Origin of the sequence: Bacteroides sp. (assembly GCA_036351255.1) — a bacterium.
Lineage (GTDB): Bacteria > Bacteroidota > Bacteroidia > Bacteroidales > UBA7960 > UBA7960.
The window spans coordinates 22412-44338 of record JAZBOS010000158.1 but is presented as its reverse complement, the minus strand read 5'-3'; the positions used below and the strand labels follow the sequence as shown (position 1 = coordinate 44338).

Here is a 21927-nt window from a genome sequence, read left to right as displayed (position 1 = left end):
CGGTCATTTTGGATATTTAATGACAAGGGATTACTACCAAAACTTTTAAAATGAAACATTCAGAAAATGTTAAAGCGGCCATGCTAAGCATGGTTCTCGTCCTTTCGCTGACCATCAATGGAATATCCCAGGTTGATCTAGGGGACGATTTTTTATTGACTACAACCTGGGGTGGGAGTGCCCGGATAAACATGTTTAACCCCGGCGAAAATTCCCCTGGTTGCCATTCCACAGCTTTAGCCCAGATTTGTTATTATCACAGGCTTCAGCCACACGGGGTAAAGGAATATGTGACAAGTCAGGGCTATGAAGTAAACCTAAATTTTGATGATCATCAGTTCAACTGGGATTTGTTTCAAGCGGTCCTGAACGATGAAACGCCAGAGGAATCAGCCAGGGAGATGGCGCTTTACAGTTATTTCATGGCCTCCATGGTTGAGAAAAACTTTGGAACCGGGAGCTACCAGAAAAAGTTTCATAAAAAGCAGTTAAGGGAACACCTGGATGCAAAGGTGCGTGAACGGTTTGGCTACAAGTCCTTTCCCCTGAACAGGCGGAGGATCAAAGGCATTTTCCGTAAGGAGATTGACAGCAAGCGTCCGGTTTATTTTCACTATACTGATTTTAATGGGGGAGGCCACAGCGTGGTTATTGATGGATATCAGGAAATTAATGATGAATTCTGGGTTCATGCCAATTTCGGCTGGGGTGGCAAGCGCAATGGCTGGTACAAATTTGAGAAGGATTGTTTTCTTGAAAATACCAAGCTTGAGCTGGTTATTACTATTAAACCGGTGTGAGGAAAACCAGCCTTGATAAATATGGGAAAAAGTATGTCATTGCTTCCGTTTTTCTGGTCATTGTTCAGATGGGGATTGTTTTTGCATCGGCTGGAAATACAGGGCTCCCGCGCGCATGGATTTTTGCTGCTGTAAACTTGATTTATTCCATGCTTGCCATCCTTGTCTTTTATAAAATAAATCCCAATCTTTTAAATCAAAGAGGGAAAAACCATGAAAATGCTGTTAAGTGGGATGTTATTCTCGTTAAGATCAATAATCTCAACATGATATTCTTACTACCTTTGATTGTTGGGCTCGACTTAAGGTTTGATTTTTTGCCCTTGAATGAATTATGGCAAATTCCGGGCTATTTACTCTTTATCTTTTCGAATGTTTTGGTCCTTGGATCTATGATTGCAAATAACCATTTCGAGGCCCACGTGAGGATACAGAGTGAAAGAGCGCATGTTGTCGTTAAAAGCTGGCCATACAACCTGGTTCGGCACCCCGGTTATTTTGGCGTAATTCTTTGGTTATTTGCATTTCCACTTATTATCGGTTCTTTTGCCGGAATCATTTTTTCAGCCTTTATTTCTTCCGGTTTTATTATTCGCACCCGGCTTGAGGACAACTTTCTTTCAAAAAACCTGAAAGGATACAGCGATTACAAAAAAGAAGTTCATGATCGTATTTTCCCCGGAATTTGGTAAGAGACTTAAAAAGAAACCAATGAAAAACAAAATCCTTCTCACATTACTGGCCATTTCACTCACCTTTTTTGGTTGTAAGCCAGAGCAAAGAATTGAAAAAATTCAGGATTTAACGATTCTTCATTTAACAGGTTCTTCATATGAACAGGGGCTGGCACATGGGAAGTTCCTTAAAGTTCAAATTGAGGAGACCATTATTAAATGGAAAAATGAGGTTGAGGAAACATACCAAACCGACTTTCATGCTGTTATTTCTGATTTTTTTGATAAAACAGGGTTTGTAAAAGAGATTGAGATGATTTGCCCGGATATTCTCGAAGAGGTTAAAGGTATTTCCGATGGTTGCGAAATAGATTTTGAAACCATGCTGGCGTTTCAGCTCAGCGAGGAGATTGATGCGCTATCAGTCGACTTTCAGGGAAACCACTGTACAACGATCAGCATCAATAAAAGCGGAGATCAACCAACCATTTTGGCTCAAAACATGGACCCGCCGAAATTTCTTCACGGATACCCCACCTTGTTGCATATCACGGATAAGGATACTAGGATAGAAAGTTACATTTTAACTTTTCCGGGGTTTATTGGATTGGATGGCATGAATTCGCATGGGGTTGGCATTGCCTGTAACGGGATTTCGATGCTAAACCATTCCGACAGGGGATTGCCCGTTTCTTTCATCGTCAGAAAAATTCTTCAAATGCCTGGCGAAACGGAAGCCTTTGAATTTATTGAAAAGGTCCCGATTGGCATTCCCCAAAGTTTTACCATGGGAGGGATCCGCGAAGCACGGTGTTATGAGTGCTCAGCAAACCAGAAAAAACGATTCTATCCTTTTGATAACAAGAATATTACGCTCCATACAAATTTTTCGGGTTCAAACCGTGACTTTAGTCAGCAGTTTATTGATCTTCTGAAAACTTATGGGAAAACCATTGACGATCCCTATTACTGTCCACGCTTTTACCTGGCCTATGATAAAATTCTGGAGGCGGAGAATATGCTTAATGCAGAAACCATTCAATCCATCCTCAGCCATACAGAACCGGAAATTCATCCAATTTCCAACGAAAACACATATGGATGTCTGGTGATGGTTTTATCTGAAAATCCGGTATTGTACATAGCCCCGGGAAAACCCGATGAAACGGAGTTTGAAATATTGACGTTTCATTAACCGCTGAACCATGAAAACATTCGAAAAATCTCTCCTGGTCATTCTGATATTTCTTTTAGGGTTTTGGCAATTTGGCTTTCCCCAGCATTTGTCTTACAGCCAGCTTGTAGCCGATGCCAGGCAGCTATCCAAAACCATTGAGAATTGCCATCCGGATCCTTATATGAATATGCAGGGGAAAATCGGATATCATTTAACCCTGGATAGCCTATTATCGGATCTGCCCCCGGAAGGTATGGAAGCCGATGATTTCTGGTGGGTGCTGTCTGGTTTCCTGGCAAAAATCGAGGATGGGCATACCTTCCTATTCCCTTTAAAATATCCTGATACCAGCAACCCCCATGGGATTCCATTATACTTTTCGGTTCTTGCAGACTCTTCTATGGTCATCAGCAAGGTCTGCAATGCAGAGCATATTCCCCTGATTGGTTCAAAGGTTCAAAAGATTAATGGAGAGCCTGTAGACCGGTTGCTGGAGAAAGTGGCTTCCCTTTATCCTATGGAAAACCTTTTCGACCGGTTCAGAAATTTGAGGGTTTACTTGTGGTACTCGGATTACCTGGAGCGATTGCTGCCCGGTTGGAGTAAGGGTGTCCCAATTGAAATGGAGTTAAGGGATAAGTCCGGGAATTTTCTTAGGGTTTTGATGGATACCGGCGGAGAAATGAGTTATAGAATCATAGAGGGTGGGTCTTCCATGCTACCATTGCCGGATGTAAAACAATGTGATTTCGTTTTTGACTGGATTGGTGAAGGCAGGGATGTTGGATACCTCCGTTTGGAGAAACAGGATGAGTTTAAAGAATACGCAGAACAAGCAATAAGCGGTTTGACTTATATCCAGGACGATGGTGTGCGGGCTGCATACAGGAATCAATATTTGACCTACGCAAAAATTTGGTATGAGAGGTATTATGGTTCTTCGGCCCCAGACAGCCTTGAATTAATAATCGAAAAACTCCCGTCGTTTGCCAGTTTCATGCAAGGAGTGGTTACTCGAATGAAAGAGAAAAAAACAAAAACCTTAATTATTGATTTAAGAAACAACAGGGGCGGTGTGTCTTTAATGTCAGAAATGCTTGTTTACTTTCTTTTCGGCAAGGAACACCTTTATAATTTGCATAAGGACAGCTATGAAGTGACTTTTCTTTCACCCTTGGCGATTGATGCTGCATCATCACTGAAACCGGAGTTGATAAATGAATCCCGTGGAGATGCCCAAAGGCTTCCTCTTCAGGCGGGGGATTATGATTTTTTTTCACTTAAATCCTGGATGGAAAGGGATCAGGGAAATCAGTCCCGCATTTTGCCGGACTCCAATTTCGAGAGCACGACCACTTTTCATTCGGAATACGTTTCAGGAAAATATGCTGGATATTACTGCCCTGAAAACATTTTTGTTGTTGGAAGTTCCGAAACATTTAGTGCAGGTTTCGAAACGCTTGTTAAGCTGGTAAAGAGTGGGGCTATCTTTGTTGGAGTTCCACCCGCCCAATCGGGAAACTGCTTTGGGATGGGCGTTGAACCTCTTCAGGGGTTGACCAATTCCGGAATTCGATTCCAGGTTTCCGTTAAAAAGATTTGGACCTTCCCTGAGGATAAGGGAAAAGGTTATCTGCTTATTCCCGATATTCCGACAGGGTATACTCAATACAGAAATCATGGATGCGATCCTAATACTTCAATTCTGATGATCCTCGATAGCATTGCTCATTGAGGTTTAAATAACGGGTCAGGCAACATGAGGCAGCGATCTAATTTATTGATTTTTATGATTTTGCTTCTTCCTCTGGCGGAATCATGTCATCGTGGAAACAATACTATTGAGGAAGCGATTTTGGATGCGTTTGAAGAAACTGATGGAATGCCTGAATTTCAGATTACACTTAATTACACATATATTTCATCCGTGCAAGGGGTAAGATGTTGCATTCCAACCCAATTCATTCTTTTCGATGACATTCTTCAGTTTCCAGGTTTTACAGAGCGTATTGCAGAAACCCTGTCCTCCGAATCCCAGAACCCCCAAACCACTATTCATATCCCTTTTCGTTTACTTGGCTTTTCGGCCGGTGGGTTTGGCCCTCCCATTTCCCTAAACCAGAACGATCCAGTGGAAAAAGAGATTGAGGAGGAATTAATAGCCCAATTAAGTAAAAGTATTGATCTCCAATTTAAAAGCAACAGCAGGGAGGAATGGTTGAAGCTGCCGAAAAGCCTCCGCTTTGAGGTTTTATCATTTATTGAAGTGATTGGAAGTGCTGCATTCATTTTAGATCAGTATACTAAACCAATATTGGAGAACACGGGGATTGACATGGAGACTAGCGATTCTTCAGCTTACGCTATTCTTTCGGAACCATGGAATAACAGGCAGTTAACCAGTTTTAGATCTGTTGATTGCATTGGATATGCAGATTTGAGAAAACTTTCCTTTGCCTCACGCCTGGTTAGTGAACAGGTTCTGAAACTCATTAATGCTTTGCCTGATACTATGGATCAGTCGTTTACAGGATGTTTTATAGAAAGCAATTTGGGCAGGATTTCCATTTTCGGTTCAAAGAACGATACTATCCTTGGAAATAACTGCCTGACCATTGATATAGGTGGCGATGATAAATATCTGGGAAATATCGCCTCGAGTGGTATCTCCATTCCTGTTTCCATTGTAATTGATAAGGAAGGCGACGACAGCTATAATGCTGTTAATGGATTCCTTTCCCTTGGTTTACTAGGTATCAGCATTTTATTTGATCTGGATGGGGATGATTCCTATGCTTCCGGGAATCCCGGGATGGCTTCGTCGTTATATGGGACTTCGCTGATTTTTGATGTAAAAGGGGACGACATCTATGCCAGCACTTCAAGTTTTTCCCAGGGATCAGCAATGGTTGGCGTTGCCATGCTTATGGATCAGGAAGGGGATGATCACTATTACTGCAGCAGTTACTCACAAGGGTTTGGTTCCACACTTGGGGTAGGAATGCTTGTCGATTTAAAGGGGAACGATTGCTATGGAAAGCATCCAAAGATGGAGGATCCCTTGTCTTTTGTTCAGGGAGCTGCTAAGGGTCGCTGGGCCGAGGCCACCGACGGGCAAAGTCTGGGCGGCGGTTACGGCTTCCTGTTCGACTTTGAAGGAGATGACAGCTACCATGCTGAAAGCTTTTCCCAAGGTTCTGCCTATTACTTTGGTGTAGGCGCCCTTTATGACCAGAATGGGAGGGATACCTATCGTTCAATATCCCATAGCCAGGGCTATGCTGCACACTTTGCTTTGGGCAATCTCATGGAGATTCAAGGAGATGATTCATTCAACCAGGATTCTGACAAAAAAGCTATTACCCAAATCATCGGTGGTGGAAGAGATTTTTCTGCCGGTCTTTTTCTGGATTATAGCGGGAATGATTCCTATGTCTTCGGCAACAGGAGTGCCGGAATCGGAGACTTTAACGGAATAGGAATTATGTGTGACCTTCACGGTAATGATGGCTATACCTGGTTTAAGAATGACATGAACCGGGGTTCTCCTTCAATGGGTGGGGTCGCCGGTTCAGAAAAGGGAACCAGCATCGGTTTCCGGCTTTTTAAACCTAAATCGCCAGGGTCCCTGGGTCTTTTCAGCGACAATCAGGGTGATAATAATTTTTTCAAAACAGAAGAATGAAAACGATTTTCATCCTGCTTGCTTTCACTTTCCTGGCTAGGATTGATGTTTTTTCCTGTACAGCTTTCTGTCTGAGAAACCAAGAAAACATCATCGTGGCTAAGAATCTTGATTGGGAAACAGACCAGGGATTTGTTATGGCAAACCCTTCAGGAATTCATAAAGAATCGTTTACGTTAAAAGGCAAGGTCATTGAGTGGACATCAAGATACCCAAGCTTGACCTTCAACCAGTTTGGAAAGGAGTTCCCATTGGGTGGGATGAATGGCTGGGGCCTTGCAATGGAAGAACTGAATAATGAAAGGGTGGAGTTGTATTTGGATTCAAACCTTAATCAGCTAAACGAGTTTCAAATTGTCCAATTTGTACTTGACAACTGCAAAAGTGTGAAGGAAGCCATTTCATTGGTTGAAGAAATTCAGCAAGAGGCCATTGTTCAATCTTTGCATTACTTGATTGCCGATAGTACTGGTGTTTGTGCAGTAATAGAATTTGACGGACATGGTTTTAAATCCACAATTTGTACAGGTTCAAATTACCCGGTGCTCAGCAATAACAGGTATTCAGAGTCGCTGAAATATCTCAGATTTTTTGAGGGTTATGGAGGGAACCTCCCGGTGGTAAAAAGACCCGGTTCAAACGAACGGTTTGTTTATGCGGTGGAAATGTTAAATACATTTTCAAATCAAAACCCGGTTGAATATTCTTTTCATGCTCTGGATAGCATACGACAGGAAGATACTCGCTGGAGCATTGTTTACGATCTGAAAAAAAAGAAAATTTATTTCAGGTTTCACGCCTGCAATAGAATCAAGGTGTTCGATATGGCTCTGATTGATTTTCCTTCTTTGGAGCAGACCATTGGCTGTAATTTGGCAAACTGTTCCTGTCTTGGGGTAATGCACTTCTCTGCTATTTCTCCTGAAGAGAATTCCGGCCTTTTAAAAAATATTTCAGTTGAAATGGATGCATCCATCCAAAAGATCCTTTCCCGAATGGCCTTCTATGGAAACCGGTTCCTGAAATAATGATTGCCGTGAAAGTCTTAATCCGTTTTTTTATTGCTGCTTTCTGGCCTTCCTGCAAAGGAAGAAATACATAAAAGATCAGCAACAAAACGTCAATGATTAGGAAAGGGTAATATTTCCCGTTGCAGCAGAAGCACGTTTTTTTATATTTAATTTTTTTGAGGGAATTGCTGGCTTTCTTAACCTATCTGGAAAAATCCTTCAAAGATGCCTTCCTAATTTTTAATCTGTATTTTTCAAGGCCCTTCATTTTTTTACTTCTCTGGGAAGGAGCAATGCCGGGGGGAAGGGGGCAAAGAGGAGGATGCATTTGTCATGGCTTTTCCTGCCAATCGGTGGCTCCTACGCGACTTTTTCCCCCATCCCTATCCCCATGCCCCATGCCTATAATTTTAGAAACAATCCTTTTATTTATCACCGCGGAAAAATTTGAGAATAATTATTATTGGAAAGTACTTTGTAATTCAAAGTTTTATAAATTTGTACTCCCGTTTTATTGTGGATTTAGTTAATGTTAACTGAATTGGCTGGATAGGAAATGTGAATAAAAAAGAAGGATCATGAAAAGCCAATTGGTTGTTTGGGATAATGTGGGCTGGTTTTTTGGACTGGTGTTTTTGTTCATTGGATTGGTGAATACGTTTTGGGGCAATGATCCTTTTTTCGGGGTTTTTATTGTGCTGCTGTCGTTGGTATTTTTTCCGCCTGTGAATGTCATTCTGAAGGAATGGACCGGTTTTTCCATTCATTACAGAATAAAAATCCTGCTAGGTCTTTTCATTCTTTGGGCCGCCCTGGGGGTGGGGGAGCTGTTCAATAAAATTAATATGATGCTGATGGAAATTTTTTAAAGTCTTGGGCGTTTTATCCTTATTCTTTAAGAATGTCTTTGGTTTTGAAGTTGGTTTTTCTGCAGGATTGTCAGTGCGCCATTGCAATGTGCGGTTGTATCAAAAGAAAGGATTTGAGAGGATGAAATTTAAAGCAATGATCCTTGTTTTTTTGGTCACGCAGTTTGGTGGCTGTACAAACCCGAAGGCCGACTATGAGCAGATAGCAAGCTACCAGGACCATAGCGTTCCTGAACTTGAAATTGAAGCATCTGATTCAAGCAGGGTTTTAATTATTATGCCTCATGCTGACGATGAAACGGTTGCCGGGGGCCTTATTGCCTTATTAAGGGAAAAAGGAGCAACCATTCACTTACTTACCTTGTGTGAACACGACACAGTGCGTGTGGAGGAACTGCATTGCTCAGCATCCAAACTTGGCATTGAAAAAGTGGAGATTGCTGGTTTTGTCAACAATACCTGGGATGACATTATGGAAGAACATGTCATTTTCTGGTATGACCACCAGGACAGCATTAAACAAGTGATTGCAAACAAAATCAATCTTTTCAATCCGGAAATTCTCATCACCTATGACAGTGAGATAGGGGGCTATGGCCATCCTGAGCACCGGATATCAGCGAAACTGACAGAAGCCATTTTTTATGAAAACAGGGATCATCCTGCATTCAGTCCTGAAATAATCTTTCAGATCACTCTTACGGAGAAACTTGAGGAGTTTCTGGTGGCCAACACACCCGGTTATGATTTGTCCATAGAATTAACAGGCAGTATGGGATTGCCTGATCCCGATGTTTCGGTTGATATCAGGAAATACTGGAAGATAAAAAATGAAGCGGCGCAATGTCATCAGTCGCAAATCCGCATTTTGAGAAGGTTCTTCATTGTTTATGATGAAAGGTTTGAGGCGGAACACATACTGGCCTTTGGTAAAGAATATTATAGAACAGTCGAGAAATAAAGCAGGACGGATTGAGGGGGACAATTGATTTTTGGCTAACATACTTTCGCCGCTACGCGGCTGATTAGGGAAATAGGATTGAACTTTCCAACCATACTATCGCCGCTACGTGGCTAATGGGGAGGGGAAATATGCAAAAAAACCCGGGAGCAAGGCGAAGTCCTGCATCCGGGGTTTTTGTTTGGTTAAATTGCTTTTTAAAGGAAGGATTATTGCTCCTGTTTCTTTCCCAGCTTTTTTTCGATGATCACGCTGGCTAAAAACCAAATCAGCAATGAGATCAAAAAAATGGTAATACCAGTGAGGGTTGTGATCATGGAGACTTTTATTCCTCCGTAAACCATCGCCGGGGAAATGTCACCGGCGTGTTCTATAACTGAAAAGGCTTCATATAATCCAATCAGTTGCCCCAGGATTCCTGTGATCATTGCAAACAAGCCAATGGATTTTCCATAGCTGATCCTCCGCAACACGGTTTCAGGGGATAAATGCCTGGAATAATAGGGTGCAATAAAATGGTAAAGATACCACGCGATCATAATCACGAAGAGAATGGAAAGGATGCCCATAAACAGGGGTCCGCCCATATAAAACAGATTTTTCATAGCATTTTTTTTCAAGGGTTAATAATAGTGCTAAGTTAGTGGTGCTGATGGTCCTGGGCAAGGTTGAATCCGGTTCTAAAAGGGTTGTTTACCGACAGTGATTGGGTATTTTATTGCTTTTTGCGAAATTTGGGAAAAATTTGCCATTAATTAAAGGAAAATCGTTATATCTCTTTAGCCACATTGCTTATGGTGTGTTAGTGGTTCTGGTCCTGACGGTGGTCTTCGGACGATCGTGGGGGAATAATATCGCTGCGTTCTATTTTATCAGCATGCTCTTACCCATCGTGCTGGGGACTTCCTATTTTTTCAACTACTACCTTGCGCCAAGGTATCTGCTGAAAAAGAAATATCTTAAATTTTTCCTGTACACCTTTTACACAGCGATCGTTTCGGTATACCTTGAAATGATTGTACTGATGTTTTCGTTTATTTACCTCGGGAATTTTAATTTCAGCAACCTGGGGCCCAATGCTTCGGATACCATTTTATTGGCTGTAATCCTTTATCTGCTGGTTTTTGTGGGGGTGCTCCTTATAATGCTCCGCCAGGTGAGGAATAACAGGCTTTTCATCCAGCAACTGCTGGAGGAAAAAAGTAAAATCCAGGATCCTTTCCTTGAGATTATGTCCAATAGAAAATTGGCAAGAATTCCTTACCAGGAAATCTCCTACATAGAAAGCTTCTCGGATTACATTCGTGTAAATACGATGAAGGAGCAAATTATCAGTAAAGAAAAAATAAGTAACCTGGCGGACCGCTTGCCTGATTCTTTTATCAGGATTCACCGCTCTTTCATCATCAACAAGGAAAAGATCAGGAGCATCTCGTATGATGAAGTGACGGTGGAAGATGTGAATTTAAATATAGGGCGGAGTTACAGGAAAGCGGTGAAGGAGGCTTTGAAAAATGATGAATAGTGGAATGGAATCTTTCAACAATTACAATCAACCAGGGATGTTTAAAAGGAGACCGATATTGGGAAAGAAACGCTCCATTTTTATTTTCATGGCATTTGCATTGACCATTGGGAAGGTCTCGGGCCAGGGCGAAAGGAACTGGAGCAGGGAGATCGGAATAAACCTCCTTCAGTTGCCTGCCACCGCCCTGGATCTGACTTATGAGATGGCCCGGGATCCGCAATATTCCATTAGTATGAGTACAGGCTATACCCTTAATTATTCAAAGTCCTTTGATTGGTTGGGCTGGTTTATGTCGCCTCATTACAAATGCGGCAACAATGGGTTTTCGCTTGAAAATCAATCCGGGGGCTTTTTAAAGGCTGGGCTGATATACAACTTCAGGCATGACATGGAGAAAAAGAACTATTTCTTCCTTGGTGGTTTCCTGACCGGATCCTGGGTTTTTGAAAAGGCAGCATACAGAAACCCGGAAGTTGAAAACAGTCCGCCTGAAGCTTTAAGCCAAAATGTTTTTATTCCCGGATTCACCGCAGCTGCAGGTTATAATTTCAGAATTTCCGGCAAATGGACTTCTGGTGCCGGATTTCAAGTCTCTTTCCCTTCCGGGAAGTATCTGGATTTGTATGGATACCAGAATTACATCCCCGGCATGGGATATATGGAAACCTGCGGCAATGAGCGGATTTTTCCGATGCTGGTTTTTTCCCTGAATTATAGTTTGAACTAAACATCCCTGCCGAGGGGAATCTGTAATTCCGTTCCTTTTTTACTCCATAAAAAATGCTTTTCCAATCTGAATCATTAAATATTAAAAACCTTTATATTTGAAAAGCGTGTTTTCAAAATATTAACCCGGGTAATATTTTATTATGAGAACAATAGGAATCCTTTTATTTGATGATGTGGAACTGCTTGATTTTGCGGGGCCGTATGAGGTTTTTTCGGTGGCCAATGAGTTAAATGATTTTAAACTTTTCAACATCTCCACCATTTCAGAGACAGGTCAGGCCATAAAGTCGGTGCATGGTATGAAGGTATTGCCCGATTATTCCATTCAGAACTGCCCTGCCATTGATATTCTGGTAATACCCGGAGGGGAAGGGACCAAAAATGTGATCGGCAATTTACCCTTGATGGATTGGATGCAATCCACCTGCGAAAGATCAGAGATAACCTTCTCGGTCTGTTCTGGCGCCAGGGTGCTGGCAAAGCTTGGATTGCTCGACAACCAGGAGTTTGCAACCCACCAACTGGTCGTTGATGATGTATTGAGGATTGCAAGCGGGGCGATCGCTAACCGGGAGAAACGCTTTATTGATAATGGCGGGATCATGACCTCTGCCGGCATCAGCGCTGGGATAGACCTGGCCTTATATGTTGTTGAAAAGCTACACGGCAGGCTGGTGAAGGAAAACACCACTGCATATATGGAATACGATTGCCAGGGGTGAAAAACTTTTGGTATTTGAAAATTCGCTTGTTCCCGTTTTTCATTCAATTAACCGGCTTTCGGCCTTCTGAAATCTCCTTATAAATCGTAACTTCGTGTTGTTTTTTGCGGCACCAGGTTCGGACAAATTGCCATAGGTAAACTCTTGGCAATTAGGGTGTAAAATGACCTCGCCCGCATTCGGCTGAAGCAAGAAAATTATCGAAAAATAACTGGATTATGGAAAGGCTTGTTACATCAAATCTGAAACTGGGAATCATTGCGGGTGGACAGCTTGGCAAAATGCTGATCCAGGAAGCGAGCAAGTGGGATATCATCACCTATGTTTTAGACCAGGATGAAAATTGCCCGGCAAGTAGTATTGCCTCACACTTCATACAAGGCAGCCATCTGGATTTTGATTCTGTATACCATTTCGGGAAGCTGGTGGATGTGCTTACCTTCGAAATAGAAAGCATAAACATTGATGCTTTAAAAAAGCTGAAATCAGAGGGCTGCAGGATTGTGCCCGACCCTGAAATTCTTGAAATGATTCAGGATAAGGGCAAGCAAAAAGCGTTTTATAAAAAGAACGGCATCCCAAGCTCGCCATTTTTTCTTTGCAACAATCCTGCTGATTTATCCGCAATGGTGGAGAAAGGCGAAATAGGATATCCCTTTGTGCAGAAACTTAGACAAGGGGGCTACGATGGGCGTGGGGTTGCTGTTATTAACAATGAAACCGAACTGAACAGGTTGCTTCCAGGGGCATCGGTTGTTGAGAAAAAGATCAGTATTTCAAAGGAAGTTTCTGTTATTGCAGCCCGGAATAAAAGGGGAGAAATCAAGTGTTTTCCGGTGGTTGAAATGGTTTTCGACCCCCATGCCAACCTGGTCGACAAATTATTATGCCCTTCCAAAATTACGGCTGAGCAGTCGGAAAAAGCTTTGAATATTGCCGGCGAGATCATTGAACTGCTCAACATGGAAGGCTTGCTTGCCGTTGAGTTTTTTATTGATTCAGGAGGCGAGTTGCTTGTAAATGAAATTGCGCCCCGGCCGCACAATAGCGGGCACCATACCATTGAAAGCATAATCACCTCACAGTTCGAGCAGCACCTGCGAGCCATCCTTAACCTGCCCCTTGGCAGTACCAAAATCAAGCTTCCTTCGGTTATGATTAATTTGCTGGGAGAGGAAGGGAACGAGGGTCCCGTAAAATATGAAGGGCTGACCGAAAGCATGGCCATTGACGGCGTTAAGATTCACCTTTACGGGAAAAAGGTCACCAAGCCGTACCGGAAGATGGGACACGTTACCGTTTTGTCGTCTTCGCTGGAATGTGCATTAAAGAAGGCAGAGAAAGTAAAACATTTAATAAAGGTAAAGTCATGATAAATAAGCAAGTAAGCATAGTGATGGGGTCAGATTCAGATTTGCCTGTCATGAGGCAGGCAGCTGAAATGTTAGACCAGTTTGGCGTAGGTTATGAAATGGATATTGTTTCGGCCCACCGGACCCCTGAAAAGCTCTATGAATTTGCTTCCATTGCGCATCTGCGTGGCATAGAGGTGATCATTGCCGGGGCAGGAGGGGCCGCCCACCTGCCGGGCATGGTGGCTTCCATTTCGCCGCTGCCTGTAATCGGAGTACCCATAAAATCAAGCAACTCTATCGATGGATGGGATTCTGTGCTATCCATATTGCAAATGCCGGGAGGAGTGCCCGTGGCAACGGTAGCCCTGAACGGGGCCAAAAATGCCGGAATCCTGGCTGCTCAAATCCTTTCGGTATCAAACAAGGTCGTCAGGGAAAAAATATTGGAGTACAAGACAGCCCTTAAGAAACAGGTGATGACCAAAGCCAAAAACCTGAAGACTTAGGAAGGATTTTTGAAATATTTTTTATGTCGGAATCCAATAGCATCGAAATTGCTGCCAGGTACATACAAGAAGGAAAATTGGTTGCTTTCCCTACCGAAACCGTCTACGGACTAGGGGCAAACGCTCTTGACCCGCAAGCAGTAGCCAGAATATTTGAAGCAAAAGAACGTCCTTCATTCGATCCCTTGATTGTTCATATTGCTGATCTGGAAGATTTGAAAAGGCTTACCATTGAAAGCGATGAAAGGGTTTTTAAACTGGGAGAAAGATTCTGGCCCGGATCTTTAACCATGGTGCTGCCCAAAAGCAGCCTTGTTCCTGATATTGTGACATCCGGGCTGCCAACGGTTGGCATTCGCATGCCTGCCAACGATATTGCCTTGCAGTTGATTTCCTTGTCGGGATGTCCGGTTGCCGCTCCCAGTGCCAATAAATTCGGAAGGATCAGTCCCACCACCGCCGCCCATGTGAGGAAGCAATTACCTGATATTGACTACATTATTGATGGCGGAAAAACCACGGTCGGGATCGAATCAACCATTATCAAACTTTCGGACAAGGGGTTCAAAATCTTGCGAAATGGAATAATCACCAGGGAGGAAATAGAAGCGATAATCCCTTTTGATGAAACCGCCGGCGCCGATGCCATTATGGCGCCCGGAATGGTGAAATCGCATTACAGTCCTGCCAAAAGAATGATGGTGGCTGATGCGTTTTATCCGCCCGATTTTGAAAAAAGGAAGGCTGGTTTAATTTCGTTTACGGGGAATTATGAGGGCGATTATGCAAAAGTGATCCGTGTTTCTGAAAAAAGTGACCTGAAGGATTATGCGGTGAATATGTTTAGTGCCATGCATGCTTTTGAGGAGGACAGCCAAATAGAAATTATTGTGGCGGAGCCTGTTCCTGATGTTGGCATTGGCAAGGCAATCATGGATCGTTTAAGGAAGGCTGAATATAACTGGAGAATGTCAGGATTTGATATTTGATTTTTTGGCAGCCTGCCTGGCGCTGAAAAACCCTTGAAAATGCTTAACTTTAGCCCTTTGGCCGTAGCCTGAATGGCTGGCTTATTTGGAATTCTATAAATCACTGAAAATAATTGACCTATGCGAAAAAAGATTGTTGCAGGAAACTGGAAGATGAACCTTGATCTGGAAGGCGGGCGTACCCTGGCCAAAGAAATTTGTGAAAAGATCAGTGAAAAGCCTTTGGACGATTTGTCAGGCCAACCTGAGGTATTGTTTTTTCCGCCCTTTGTTTTTCTTACCGAGGTGGTAAAGGCCTCAGCAGGTACCTCCGGGGTTTCGGTGGGCTCACAAAACATTCATTTTCTTGAAAAGGGCGCTTATACGGGTGAGGTGGCAGCATCGATGGTGAAGTCATGTGGGGCTACCCATACGCTGATCGGGCACAGTGAGCGCCGGGCATATTTCCACGAGGACAATGAACTGCTGGCAAAAAAGGTGGAACAGGCACTGAAACATGATTTGATCCCTGTATACTGCTGCGGTGAAGTGTTGCCCGATCGTGAAGCTGAGAAGCATTTCGACGTGGTGAAGGAACAGATTGTCAATGGTTTGTTCTGGCTCGATCAGAAAACCTTTGAAAAAGTGGTCATTGCCTATGAGCCTGTTTGGGCCATTGGCACAGGGGTCACCGCTTCGCCTGAGCAGGCCCAGGAGATGCACGCCTTTATCCGCAAAACCTTGGCCAAAAAATACGGCCCGGGGACTGCGGATAAAATCTCCATCCTTTATGGCGGGAGTTGCAATGCCCAGAATGCCAATGAACTTTTCTCACAGCCCGATGTGGACGGCGGCCTCATTGGCGGGGCATCACTGAAGGCAAACGATTTTGTTGCCATCATCAGTTCTTTTTAAACCCTGAAGCATGAGCAGTCTCGATTACGTAGAGCTGAGCTGCAGGCTGGACCCGGTGCAGCCCTGGAGCGAAATCTTCATTGCAGCCCTTGCTGACCTTGGCTTTGAGAGTTTTGAAGAGACGGATGAGGGTTTCAAGGCTTACATCAGCGCCGCTGACTTCAGGGAAGAAGCCTTGGAAGAAGCCCTTGATGCGGGTGAAGCAGAAGAAAAGCCCAGGGTGGATTATGTGGTGAAGCAAATTGACGGGCAGAACTGGAACCAGGTGTGGGAAAGCAACTTTGAGCCAGTATTGATTGGCAATGCCTGTTATGTACGGGCTCCTTTTCATCCCCCAAAGCCCGGGGTGGAGATGGAGTTTGTGATCGAGCCCAAGATGTCGTTTGGCACCGGACATCATGAGACCACCTCCTTGATGGTGGAATGGCTGCTGGAGGAAGATGTTGAAGGGAAATCCTTGCTTGATATGGGCTGTGGCACCGGGCTGCTGGCCATCATGGCGGCCCGTAAGGGAGCAAAGCCCGTGCTGGCCATCGACAATTATATTTATGCCTACGAGAATACGATTGAGAATGCCCAACGCAACAACACCCCCTGGATTCGCGTTTTACACGGTGATGCTACCCTGCTGGGAGCCGAAAGCTTCGATGTGATCATTGCCAACATCACCAAAAACGTGCTGTTGCAGGATATGGAAAACTATGTGTCGGTACTCAAAAAAGGGGGTGTTCTCTTGCTCAGCGGTTTCCTGGAAAAGGACCGTAAAGAGATGATTGCAGCCGTGGAAGGTTGGGGATTGTCCTTTACCGGGGAGAAAAAGAAAAGAGACTGGCTGGCACTGAGGTTTCAGAAATAAAGTCTTGCCAAAAAAATGCCTATGATCCGGAGAGTTTTTACAGGTGTCCTGCTGATTATAGCCGTTTGGACGCTTGCTGCACAGGAGCCTGTTGCCGAGATGGAGGCAAAACCCTTCCCACCCCGGATCAGGGAGACCTTCAGCACATTTGACCGCAACCTTAGGCCCACAGCCGAAGCCCTGGCCGACAGTGTTCAGGGGTTTTGGGAGGCGGGTGGTTTTTCCGAGTCCCAGAAAGACACTGTCGCAGGTGTTGTCGACATCTTGCTGGGTGGACGTTATAGCCCTTGGCCCGACCTGGGTAATTACCTTGAGGTCCTCCTGCATATCCGGGTTCAACAAGATGCCAGGCTTCTTTTTTCACGCTGGCACGAGGCCCTGGCGCATTCTATGCAGACTCATACCCCCAGCCGCACAGCAGCATTCATTGAACGCTCGAAACATTTGTTTTTGGAAAACACCCTGTTTCAATCGGGAGCAGTCAGGTGGTTGCTGCGTAATGGCAGCTATGTGTTCGACTTCAGGGACAATGAACCGGTAGTAGATGTAAAGGATGGCGATCTGGTATGTCTGGCTTATACAGACAGCACTGTCATTTATCGCACGACAGGGCAGGCCAGCCTTGACCGTAACACCTGGGAGGGAAAGGGTGGCAAATTTACCTGGCAGCGCACCTTGTTTGACCCTGAAAAAGTGTATGCGGAACTGAACCATCTGGAGCTGGATCTTTCCAAAGCACAATTTGAAGCTGATTCGGTGGCATTTTTTCATCTGGATTACTTTGATACCCCCTTGCAGGGCAGGATCCGTGAGCGGGTGGTGGCTGAGTTTACCCCTGAGAGTGCCAACTTCCCGGTATTTGAATCCTATCAGCGCGAACACCAGATCCACGATGTCTTCCCTGGCATTCATTACACCGGGGGCTTTTCCATACATGGTTCGCAGATAGAGGGTGCCAATGCTTCTGGCGACTATGCCCTGGTGGAGGTATTCAGGGGAGACACCCTGGTGGTTGTTTCGCGCTCCAAAAACTTTGTGATCCGCCCCGACCGCCTGATGTCAGACAGGGCTTCCTTTACACTGATTCTTGGACGGGATTCCATCTGGCACCCAAACTTGCTGGTCAGGTACCTCCACGAAGGGCGTGAGTTATCAGCCATGCGTGACGAACGGGGATATTCAAGGGCTCCTTTCTACGATACTTATCACCGTCTGGATCTTTATTGTGAGGCCCTGTACTGGGACGTTGATTCGACTACCGCTAACTTCCAAATGATTAAGGGGGTTGGTCAGCCCAGGGAGGCCTTATTTGAATCGCACGATTTTTTCAGCCAGGCCCGCTATGATCGGGTGAAAGGCATCGACGATATTCACCCCTTATCCAGGCTCTCGAGTTATGCCCGTGCAATCCAGACCCCTGAGTTCTACCTGGTAGAATACAGCAGGTTTTTTAACCGAGATGCAGCTTCCGTCAGGCAGGAGTTGTTTAATCTTTCCTTCCAGGGGTTTATTCAATATGATGACGATGACCAGCGTATCACTATCAACGAAAAGTTGTATCACTATATCCTGTCCAATGCCCAAATGAAGGATTATGATGTGATGCAGATTCGTTCTACGGCGCCTGTAAATGCCAGCTTGAACATTCAAACCTTTGACCTGGAATTAAAGGGTATTGAACGAATTCCCCTTAGTACAGCAAAAAATGTGGTGATCTATCCCAATGAGGAAAAGGTGGTGATGCAAGCCAACCGCAACATGGCTTTCGATGGTCGGGTGGAGTCCGGATTATTTGACTTCTATGGGAAAGACTTTTTCTTCGAATACGATTTGTTTAAGATTACACTTGAAAATTCGGATTCTCTGAGTTTCAGCGTCCGGGCCTTTGAACCTGACAGCCGTGGCCGGTTTGAGCTGGTAAAAGTAAAGAATGTGCTGGAGTCGATCAATGGGGAATTGCTTGTTGATCATCCTTCTAACAAGTCGGGCCAGCATGCTTTTTCGGGCTATCCTTCCTTTACCAGCATCAATGAATCTTATGTATTCTATGACAACGAAGGCATGTTTGACGGGGCCTATCAGCGCGATAGCACCTATTTCAAAATCCTGCCCTTTACCATTGAAAACCTTGATAAGGCCTCTACCGATAACATTGCCTTTGGCGGTGTGTTTGTTTCCAATGGCATTCTTCCCGAGTTTGAAGACTATCTGACTGTGCAAAGGGACTATACTTTGGGCTTTAATACAGAAACCGCTGAAGGTGGAATTCCGGTATATGCAGGGAAAGCCAATTATACTGGTCCGCTGACCATGAGCAGTGAAGGCTTGGTGGCCAGCGGACGACTCAATTATCTGAGTTCAGTGGTTGAGGCCGAGAAGCTGGTTCTGCTGCCGGAGGAAGCCGTTGGTACTGTGCGAAACTTTGAATTGGAAGGCGGAGGTGAGGCCGATTATCCTGCCATCCATGCGGAACAGGCGAAGATCTCATTCGTGCCAGGGGATAATACCATGCAGATCACGAACACGGAAGAAGCCATTGGCCTATATGACGGGAAGGCAGGATTTAAGGGGGATATCATGTTGACCCCGACTGGTCTTTCGGGAACCGGCCAACTCGATGTTCAACAGGCCAGCATAAGGGCGGGTGATTTTGTCTTCAGGGAAAATAACCTGATCAGTCAGCGATCGGATATGGAAGTGGTAGCTCCTACAGGAAAACAGGCTTTCGTACACGAAGACTTCTCGGCGGCTGTGGATATGGAAAACCTGACCGGTACCTTCAGCCCGGTGGATCAGGATGCGAACATCAGCTTCCCAGCAATTAATCTGCTTGCCGAGAATTATGATTATGACTGGGATATTGAGGAAGGTTTGATTGACCTGCGTTCATCGGTCAGCCAACGCTTTCCCGATTATGAGCATATGAGCCGGGAAGAATTAATGAAACTGGATTTTTCGGGATATGAAATGGTATTTACCGACCCGGTGAAGGACTCTTTGCGGTTTTTCGCTCCGAAAGTGTTCCTCGAATTGAAGGATTACAACCTGAATGCCGAGGGCGTTCCGCTGCTTCGGATTGCAGATGCAGCCATTTTCCCGGATCAGGGGGTCCTTATTGTGGATGCCGGCGGGGTGATCCGTCCCCTGGAAAATGCGGTAATTGTTGCCAACACTGAAAACCAGTATCATACCTTTTACGGGGCTGGAGTAGAGATTTCTTCCAGCAAACAGTATACAGCTTCTGGCAACTATGACTATCGCGATAAAGACGGCAAGGTCTTTCCGTTATTTTTTGAAAGTATTAAAGTGAATCGTGAAGGAGTAACCTTTGCAGATGCCACTTTGCCCGATTCGCTGGGCTTTTCACTGGGGCCGCGCTTTGCCTTCTTTGGAGATGCCCAGGTTCAGGCCAATGAGCAGTTTCTGCGCTTTGACGGCTATTCGAAGATCGATTTGGGCTGTCCCGGGATTGATACTGATTGGTTTAGTTTTGAAGGGCACATTGACCCGATGGACATCAGGATACCTGTTGTGGCGGGGATGATGAACCCAGACCGGCGTGAAGTCAGCATTGCCCTGATGCTGGCAGGAGATTCGCTGCACATTTATCCTGCCGTATTCCTCAGGCGGCACCATTACCTCGACCGGGAAATCATTTCCGCTTATGGCTATGTAATGTTTGATGAAGGGACGGGCGAATACCTGGTAAGCGAAAATGAGAAATTGGATGACCTCAGCCTGCATCATAATCTTCTCAGGATCAGTGAAAGGAATTGCAACATCCAGGGTGAAGGCCTGATTGATCTTGGGGTGGACCTGGGGCAGTTTAAGATGGAAAATTACGGGACAGTTCATTACGATTATCAAACTGATCAAACTGATCTGGAATTGGTCATGGGGCTGGATTTCTTCTTTGCCGAACGGGCGTTTTTGCCGATGGTTACCAGTGTGAACGTTTCTGAAAACAGGCCGCTCAACCTCAATAGTCAGAAATTTCGCAAATACTTGTTGAAACATCAGGGCCCGGAGCAAACGGATCTTAGCATGAGTGAATATCTCAGCCAGGGCGTGTTTAACCGGCTTCCAGAGGTACTTGAGAGGCCTATCATGCTGGGGGATGTTCGCTTACGATGGAATCAACCCAGCCGTTCTTTTATTTCCTATGGGCTCATTGGCCTGATAAACCTGGAAGAGCAACAGGTGATCAGGCAAATCAATGGCCACATGGAGGTCAGGAAGTCACGCGGGGGCGATACCTTTACCTTGCTGGTGCGTTCGAGTGAAAGCGGGGATGCCGGGATTGGGCGTGAGTGGTATTTTTTCAATATGAACAACAACCAGTTGAAAGCCCTGTCGTCGGTGGCAGCGTTTAATGAAGCCATTACCAAACTGAAACCCCGTCAGCGGCAAAGAGACCGTGGAGATAATGAACCGCCTTATTCCTTTACCCTGGAAGCAGAGCGGCGGCCGTATGACTTTTTCCATTTTATCAGGCAGATAAATTTTAATTAAATCCAGGAATTATGGAATTTCATTGGGGAATGTTACTGTGTCTGGCCGGAGCTTATCTGTTGGGGTCCATCCCTACGGCGGTTTGGATTGGAAAGGCTTTTTTTGGCATTGACGTCAGGGAGCATGGCAGCGGGAATGCCGGGGCCACGAATGCGCTGAGGGTGCTGGGCACCAAAACAGGCATTGTGGTGTTGCTGCTTGATGCCCTGAAGGGGGTGGCGGCAGTGGCCTTGGGCTGGTTGGTGGGGGATGCCTTCTCGAATCCCGATCTTTTCAGTGTTTTTCAGCTTTTTTTGGGGCTATTTGCATTACTGGGACATGTGTTTCCTCTTTTTGCCGGGTTCCGGGGAGGGAAAGGAATTGCGACACTGGCTGGGATTGTAACAATTCTTTTTCCAGGAGCTATCCTGATCTGTCTGGCCGTTTTTCTGGCCTTTTTTCTGCCAACACGTTATGTTTCATTGGGTTCCATAGCAGCCTCCCTGACTTTTCCCGTGGCTGTAATAGGTATCACCGGTCCAGCTGCACTTCCTGAAATAATTTTTTCTTTGCTGGTGGCTATCTTTGTTCCGCTGACCCACCGTAAGAACATTCAAAGGTTGTTCAAGGGAAGAGAAAACAGAATCGTGTTCCGAAAAAAATAATTATCCACAAGCGGTC

At 44.9% G+C, this 21927-nt stretch carries 19 protein-coding genes; 18 read left to right on the top strand and 1 reads right to left on the bottom strand.

The genetic code is table 11. The features are described from left to right. The first annotated feature begins 50 nt into the window (after nucleotides 1-50). From V2I46_14835 to V2I46_14800, 8 genes are all read left to right on the top strand, one after another. Nucleotides 51-800 (top strand): C10 family peptidase, encoded by a 750-nt coding sequence (locus V2I46_14835; protein MEE4178778.1) that lies wholly within the window; start codon nucleotides 51-53, stop codon nucleotides 798-800. Beyond that, nucleotides 797-1492 carry an isoprenylcysteine carboxylmethyltransferase family protein gene (locus V2I46_14830; GenBank protein MEE4178777.1) on the top strand — a complete coding sequence of 232 codons (696 nt, stop codon included), beginning with the start codon at nucleotides 797-799 and terminating at the stop codon, nucleotides 1490-1492. The genes V2I46_14835 and V2I46_14830 overlap by 4 nt, the downstream gene beginning before the upstream one ends. 19 nt (nucleotides 1493-1511) lie before the next feature. Then, a complete protein-coding gene (locus V2I46_14825) occupies nucleotides 1512-2669 on the top strand; it encodes a C45 family peptidase (GenBank protein ID MEE4178776.1) in 1158 nt (385 codons plus the stop codon). A 10-nt stretch (nucleotides 2670-2679) separates the two neighbouring features. Further along, nucleotides 2680-4386 (top strand): S41 family peptidase, encoded by a 1707-nt coding sequence (locus V2I46_14820; protein ID MEE4178775.1) that lies wholly within the window; start codon nucleotides 2680-2682, stop codon nucleotides 4384-4386. Nucleotides 4387-4533: 147 nt separating this feature from the next. Beyond that, nucleotides 4534-6336 carry a hypothetical protein gene (locus tag V2I46_14815; protein MEE4178774.1) on the top strand — a complete coding sequence of 601 codons (1803 nt, stop codon included), beginning with the start codon at nucleotides 4534-4536 and terminating at the stop codon, nucleotides 6334-6336. Continuing rightward, the gene (locus V2I46_14810; protein ID MEE4178773.1) at nucleotides 6333-7364 is read left to right on the top strand and encodes a linear amide C-N hydrolase; all 1032 of its coding nucleotides are present in this window, start codon (nucleotides 6333-6335) and stop codon (nucleotides 7362-7364) included. The genes V2I46_14815 and V2I46_14810 overlap by 4 nt, the downstream gene beginning before the upstream one ends. A gap of 560 nt (nucleotides 7365-7924) precedes the next feature. After that, nucleotides 7925-8215 carry a hypothetical protein gene (locus V2I46_14805; GenBank protein MEE4178772.1) on the top strand — a complete coding sequence of 97 codons (291 nt, stop codon included), beginning with the start codon at nucleotides 7925-7927 and terminating at the stop codon, nucleotides 8213-8215. Between the two features lie 121 nt (nucleotides 8216-8336). Then, a complete protein-coding gene (locus tag V2I46_14800) occupies nucleotides 8337-9176 on the top strand; it encodes a PIG-L deacetylase family protein (protein MEE4178771.1) in 840 nt (279 codons plus the stop codon). A 209-nt stretch (nucleotides 9177-9385) separates the two neighbouring features. Here V2I46_14800 and V2I46_14795 read toward each other — a convergent pair whose 3' ends face one another. After that, complete coding sequence (locus V2I46_14795; GenBank protein MEE4178770.1) at nucleotides 9386-9781, bottom strand: MotA/TolQ/ExbB proton channel family protein; 396 nt, start codon at nucleotides 9779-9781, stop codon at nucleotides 9386-9388. Nucleotides 9782-9921: 140 nt separating this feature from the next. On the opposite strand from V2I46_14795, the gene V2I46_14790 reads away from it, so the two are divergent. The 10 genes from V2I46_14790 (at nucleotide 9922) to plsY (ending at nucleotide 21911) form a co-directional block, all read left to right on the top strand. Then, the gene (locus V2I46_14790) at nucleotides 9922-10701 is read left to right on the top strand and encodes a LytTR family transcriptional regulator DNA-binding domain-containing protein (GenBank protein ID MEE4178769.1); all 780 of its coding nucleotides are present in this window, start codon (nucleotides 9922-9924) and stop codon (nucleotides 10699-10701) included. A 58-nt stretch (nucleotides 10702-10759) separates the two neighbouring features. Further along, nucleotides 10760-11431, top strand: coding sequence for a hypothetical protein (locus tag V2I46_14785; protein ID MEE4178768.1), 672 nt, complete (start codon nucleotides 10760-10762; stop codon nucleotides 11429-11431). Nucleotides 11432-11573: 142 nt separating this feature from the next. After that, nucleotides 11574-12155, top strand: coding sequence for a DJ-1/PfpI family protein (locus V2I46_14780; protein ID MEE4178767.1), 582 nt, complete (start codon nucleotides 11574-11576; stop codon nucleotides 12153-12155). Between the two features lie 218 nt (nucleotides 12156-12373). Beyond that, entirely contained in the window at nucleotides 12374-13528 is a 1155-nt protein-coding gene (locus V2I46_14775; protein ID MEE4178766.1) for a 5-(carboxyamino)imidazole ribonucleotide synthase, read from the top strand. Then, nucleotides 13528-14016, top strand: coding sequence for a 5-(carboxyamino)imidazole ribonucleotide mutase (gene purE / locus V2I46_14770; protein ID MEE4178765.1), 489 nt, complete (start codon nucleotides 13528-13530; stop codon nucleotides 14014-14016). Before V2I46_14775 ends, purE begins: the two co-directional genes overlap by 1 nt. 23 nt (nucleotides 14017-14039) lie before the next feature. After that, nucleotides 14040-15005 carry an L-threonylcarbamoyladenylate synthase gene (locus V2I46_14765; protein MEE4178764.1) on the top strand — a complete coding sequence of 322 codons (966 nt, stop codon included), beginning with the start codon at nucleotides 14040-14042 and terminating at the stop codon, nucleotides 15003-15005. Nucleotides 15006-15125: 120 nt separating this feature from the next. After that, nucleotides 15126-15899: a triose-phosphate isomerase gene (gene tpiA / locus V2I46_14760; GenBank protein ID MEE4178763.1), complete on the top strand. Its 774-nt coding sequence runs from the start codon at nucleotides 15126-15128 to the stop codon at nucleotides 15897-15899. Nucleotides 15900-15909: 10 nt separating this feature from the next. Further along, on the top strand, nucleotides 15910-16755 hold the full coding sequence (prmA, locus tag V2I46_14755; protein MEE4178762.1) for a 50S ribosomal protein L11 methyltransferase: 846 nt from the start codon (nucleotides 15910-15912) through the stop codon (nucleotides 16753-16755). A gap of 21 nt (nucleotides 16756-16776) precedes the next feature. Further along, nucleotides 16777-21267: a hypothetical protein gene (locus tag V2I46_14750; GenBank protein ID MEE4178761.1), complete on the top strand. Its 4491-nt coding sequence runs from the start codon at nucleotides 16777-16779 to the stop codon at nucleotides 21265-21267. Nucleotides 21268-21278: 11 nt separating this feature from the next. Further along, entirely contained in the window at nucleotides 21279-21911 is a 633-nt protein-coding gene (plsY, locus tag V2I46_14745; GenBank protein MEE4178760.1) for a glycerol-3-phosphate 1-O-acyltransferase PlsY, read from the top strand. Nucleotides 21912-21927 lie beyond the last annotated feature (16 nt).

Coding starts and splice junctions, on each gene's coding strand:
- V2I46_14780 (MEE4178767.1), top strand. CDS start 11,574: ATGAGAACAATAGGAATCCTTTTATTTGATGATGTGGAACTGCTTGAT.
- V2I46_14800 (MEE4178771.1), top strand. CDS start 8,337: ATGAAATTTAAAGCAATGATCCTTGTTTTTTTGGTCACGCAGTTTGGT.
- prmA (MEE4178762.1), top strand. CDS start 15,910: ATGAGCAGTCTCGATTACGTAGAGCTGAGCTGCAGGCTGGACCCGGTG.
- V2I46_14825 (MEE4178776.1), top strand. CDS start 1,512: ATGAAAAACAAAATCCTTCTCACATTACTGGCCATTTCACTCACCTTT.
- tpiA (MEE4178763.1), top strand. CDS start 15,126: ATGCGAAAAAAGATTGTTGCAGGAAACTGGAAGATGAACCTTGATCTG.
- V2I46_14805 (MEE4178772.1), top strand. CDS start 7,925: ATGAAAAGCCAATTGGTTGTTTGGGATAATGTGGGCTGGTTTTTTGGA.
- V2I46_14795 (MEE4178770.1), bottom strand. CDS start 9,781: ATGAAAAATCTGTTTTATATGGGCGGACCCCTGTTTATGGGCATCCTT.
- V2I46_14765 (MEE4178764.1), top strand. CDS start 14,040: ATGTCGGAATCCAATAGCATCGAAATTGCTGCCAGGTACATACAAGAA.
- V2I46_14810 (MEE4178773.1), top strand. CDS start 6,333: ATGAAAACGATTTTCATCCTGCTTGCTTTCACTTTCCTGGCTAGGATT.
- V2I46_14835 (MEE4178778.1), top strand. CDS start 51: ATGAAACATTCAGAAAATGTTAAAGCGGCCATGCTAAGCATGGTTCTC.
- V2I46_14820 (MEE4178775.1), top strand. CDS start 2,680: ATGAAAACATTCGAAAAATCTCTCCTGGTCATTCTGATATTTCTTTTA.
- V2I46_14750 (MEE4178761.1), top strand. CDS start 16,777: ATGATCCGGAGAGTTTTTACAGGTGTCCTGCTGATTATAGCCGTTTGG.
- plsY (MEE4178760.1), top strand. CDS start 21,279: ATGGAATTTCATTGGGGAATGTTACTGTGTCTGGCCGGAGCTTATCTG.
- V2I46_14775 (MEE4178766.1), top strand. CDS start 12,374: ATGGAAAGGCTTGTTACATCAAATCTGAAACTGGGAATCATTGCGGGT.
- V2I46_14815 (MEE4178774.1), top strand. CDS start 4,534: ATGCCTGAATTTCAGATTACACTTAATTACACATATATTTCATCCGTG.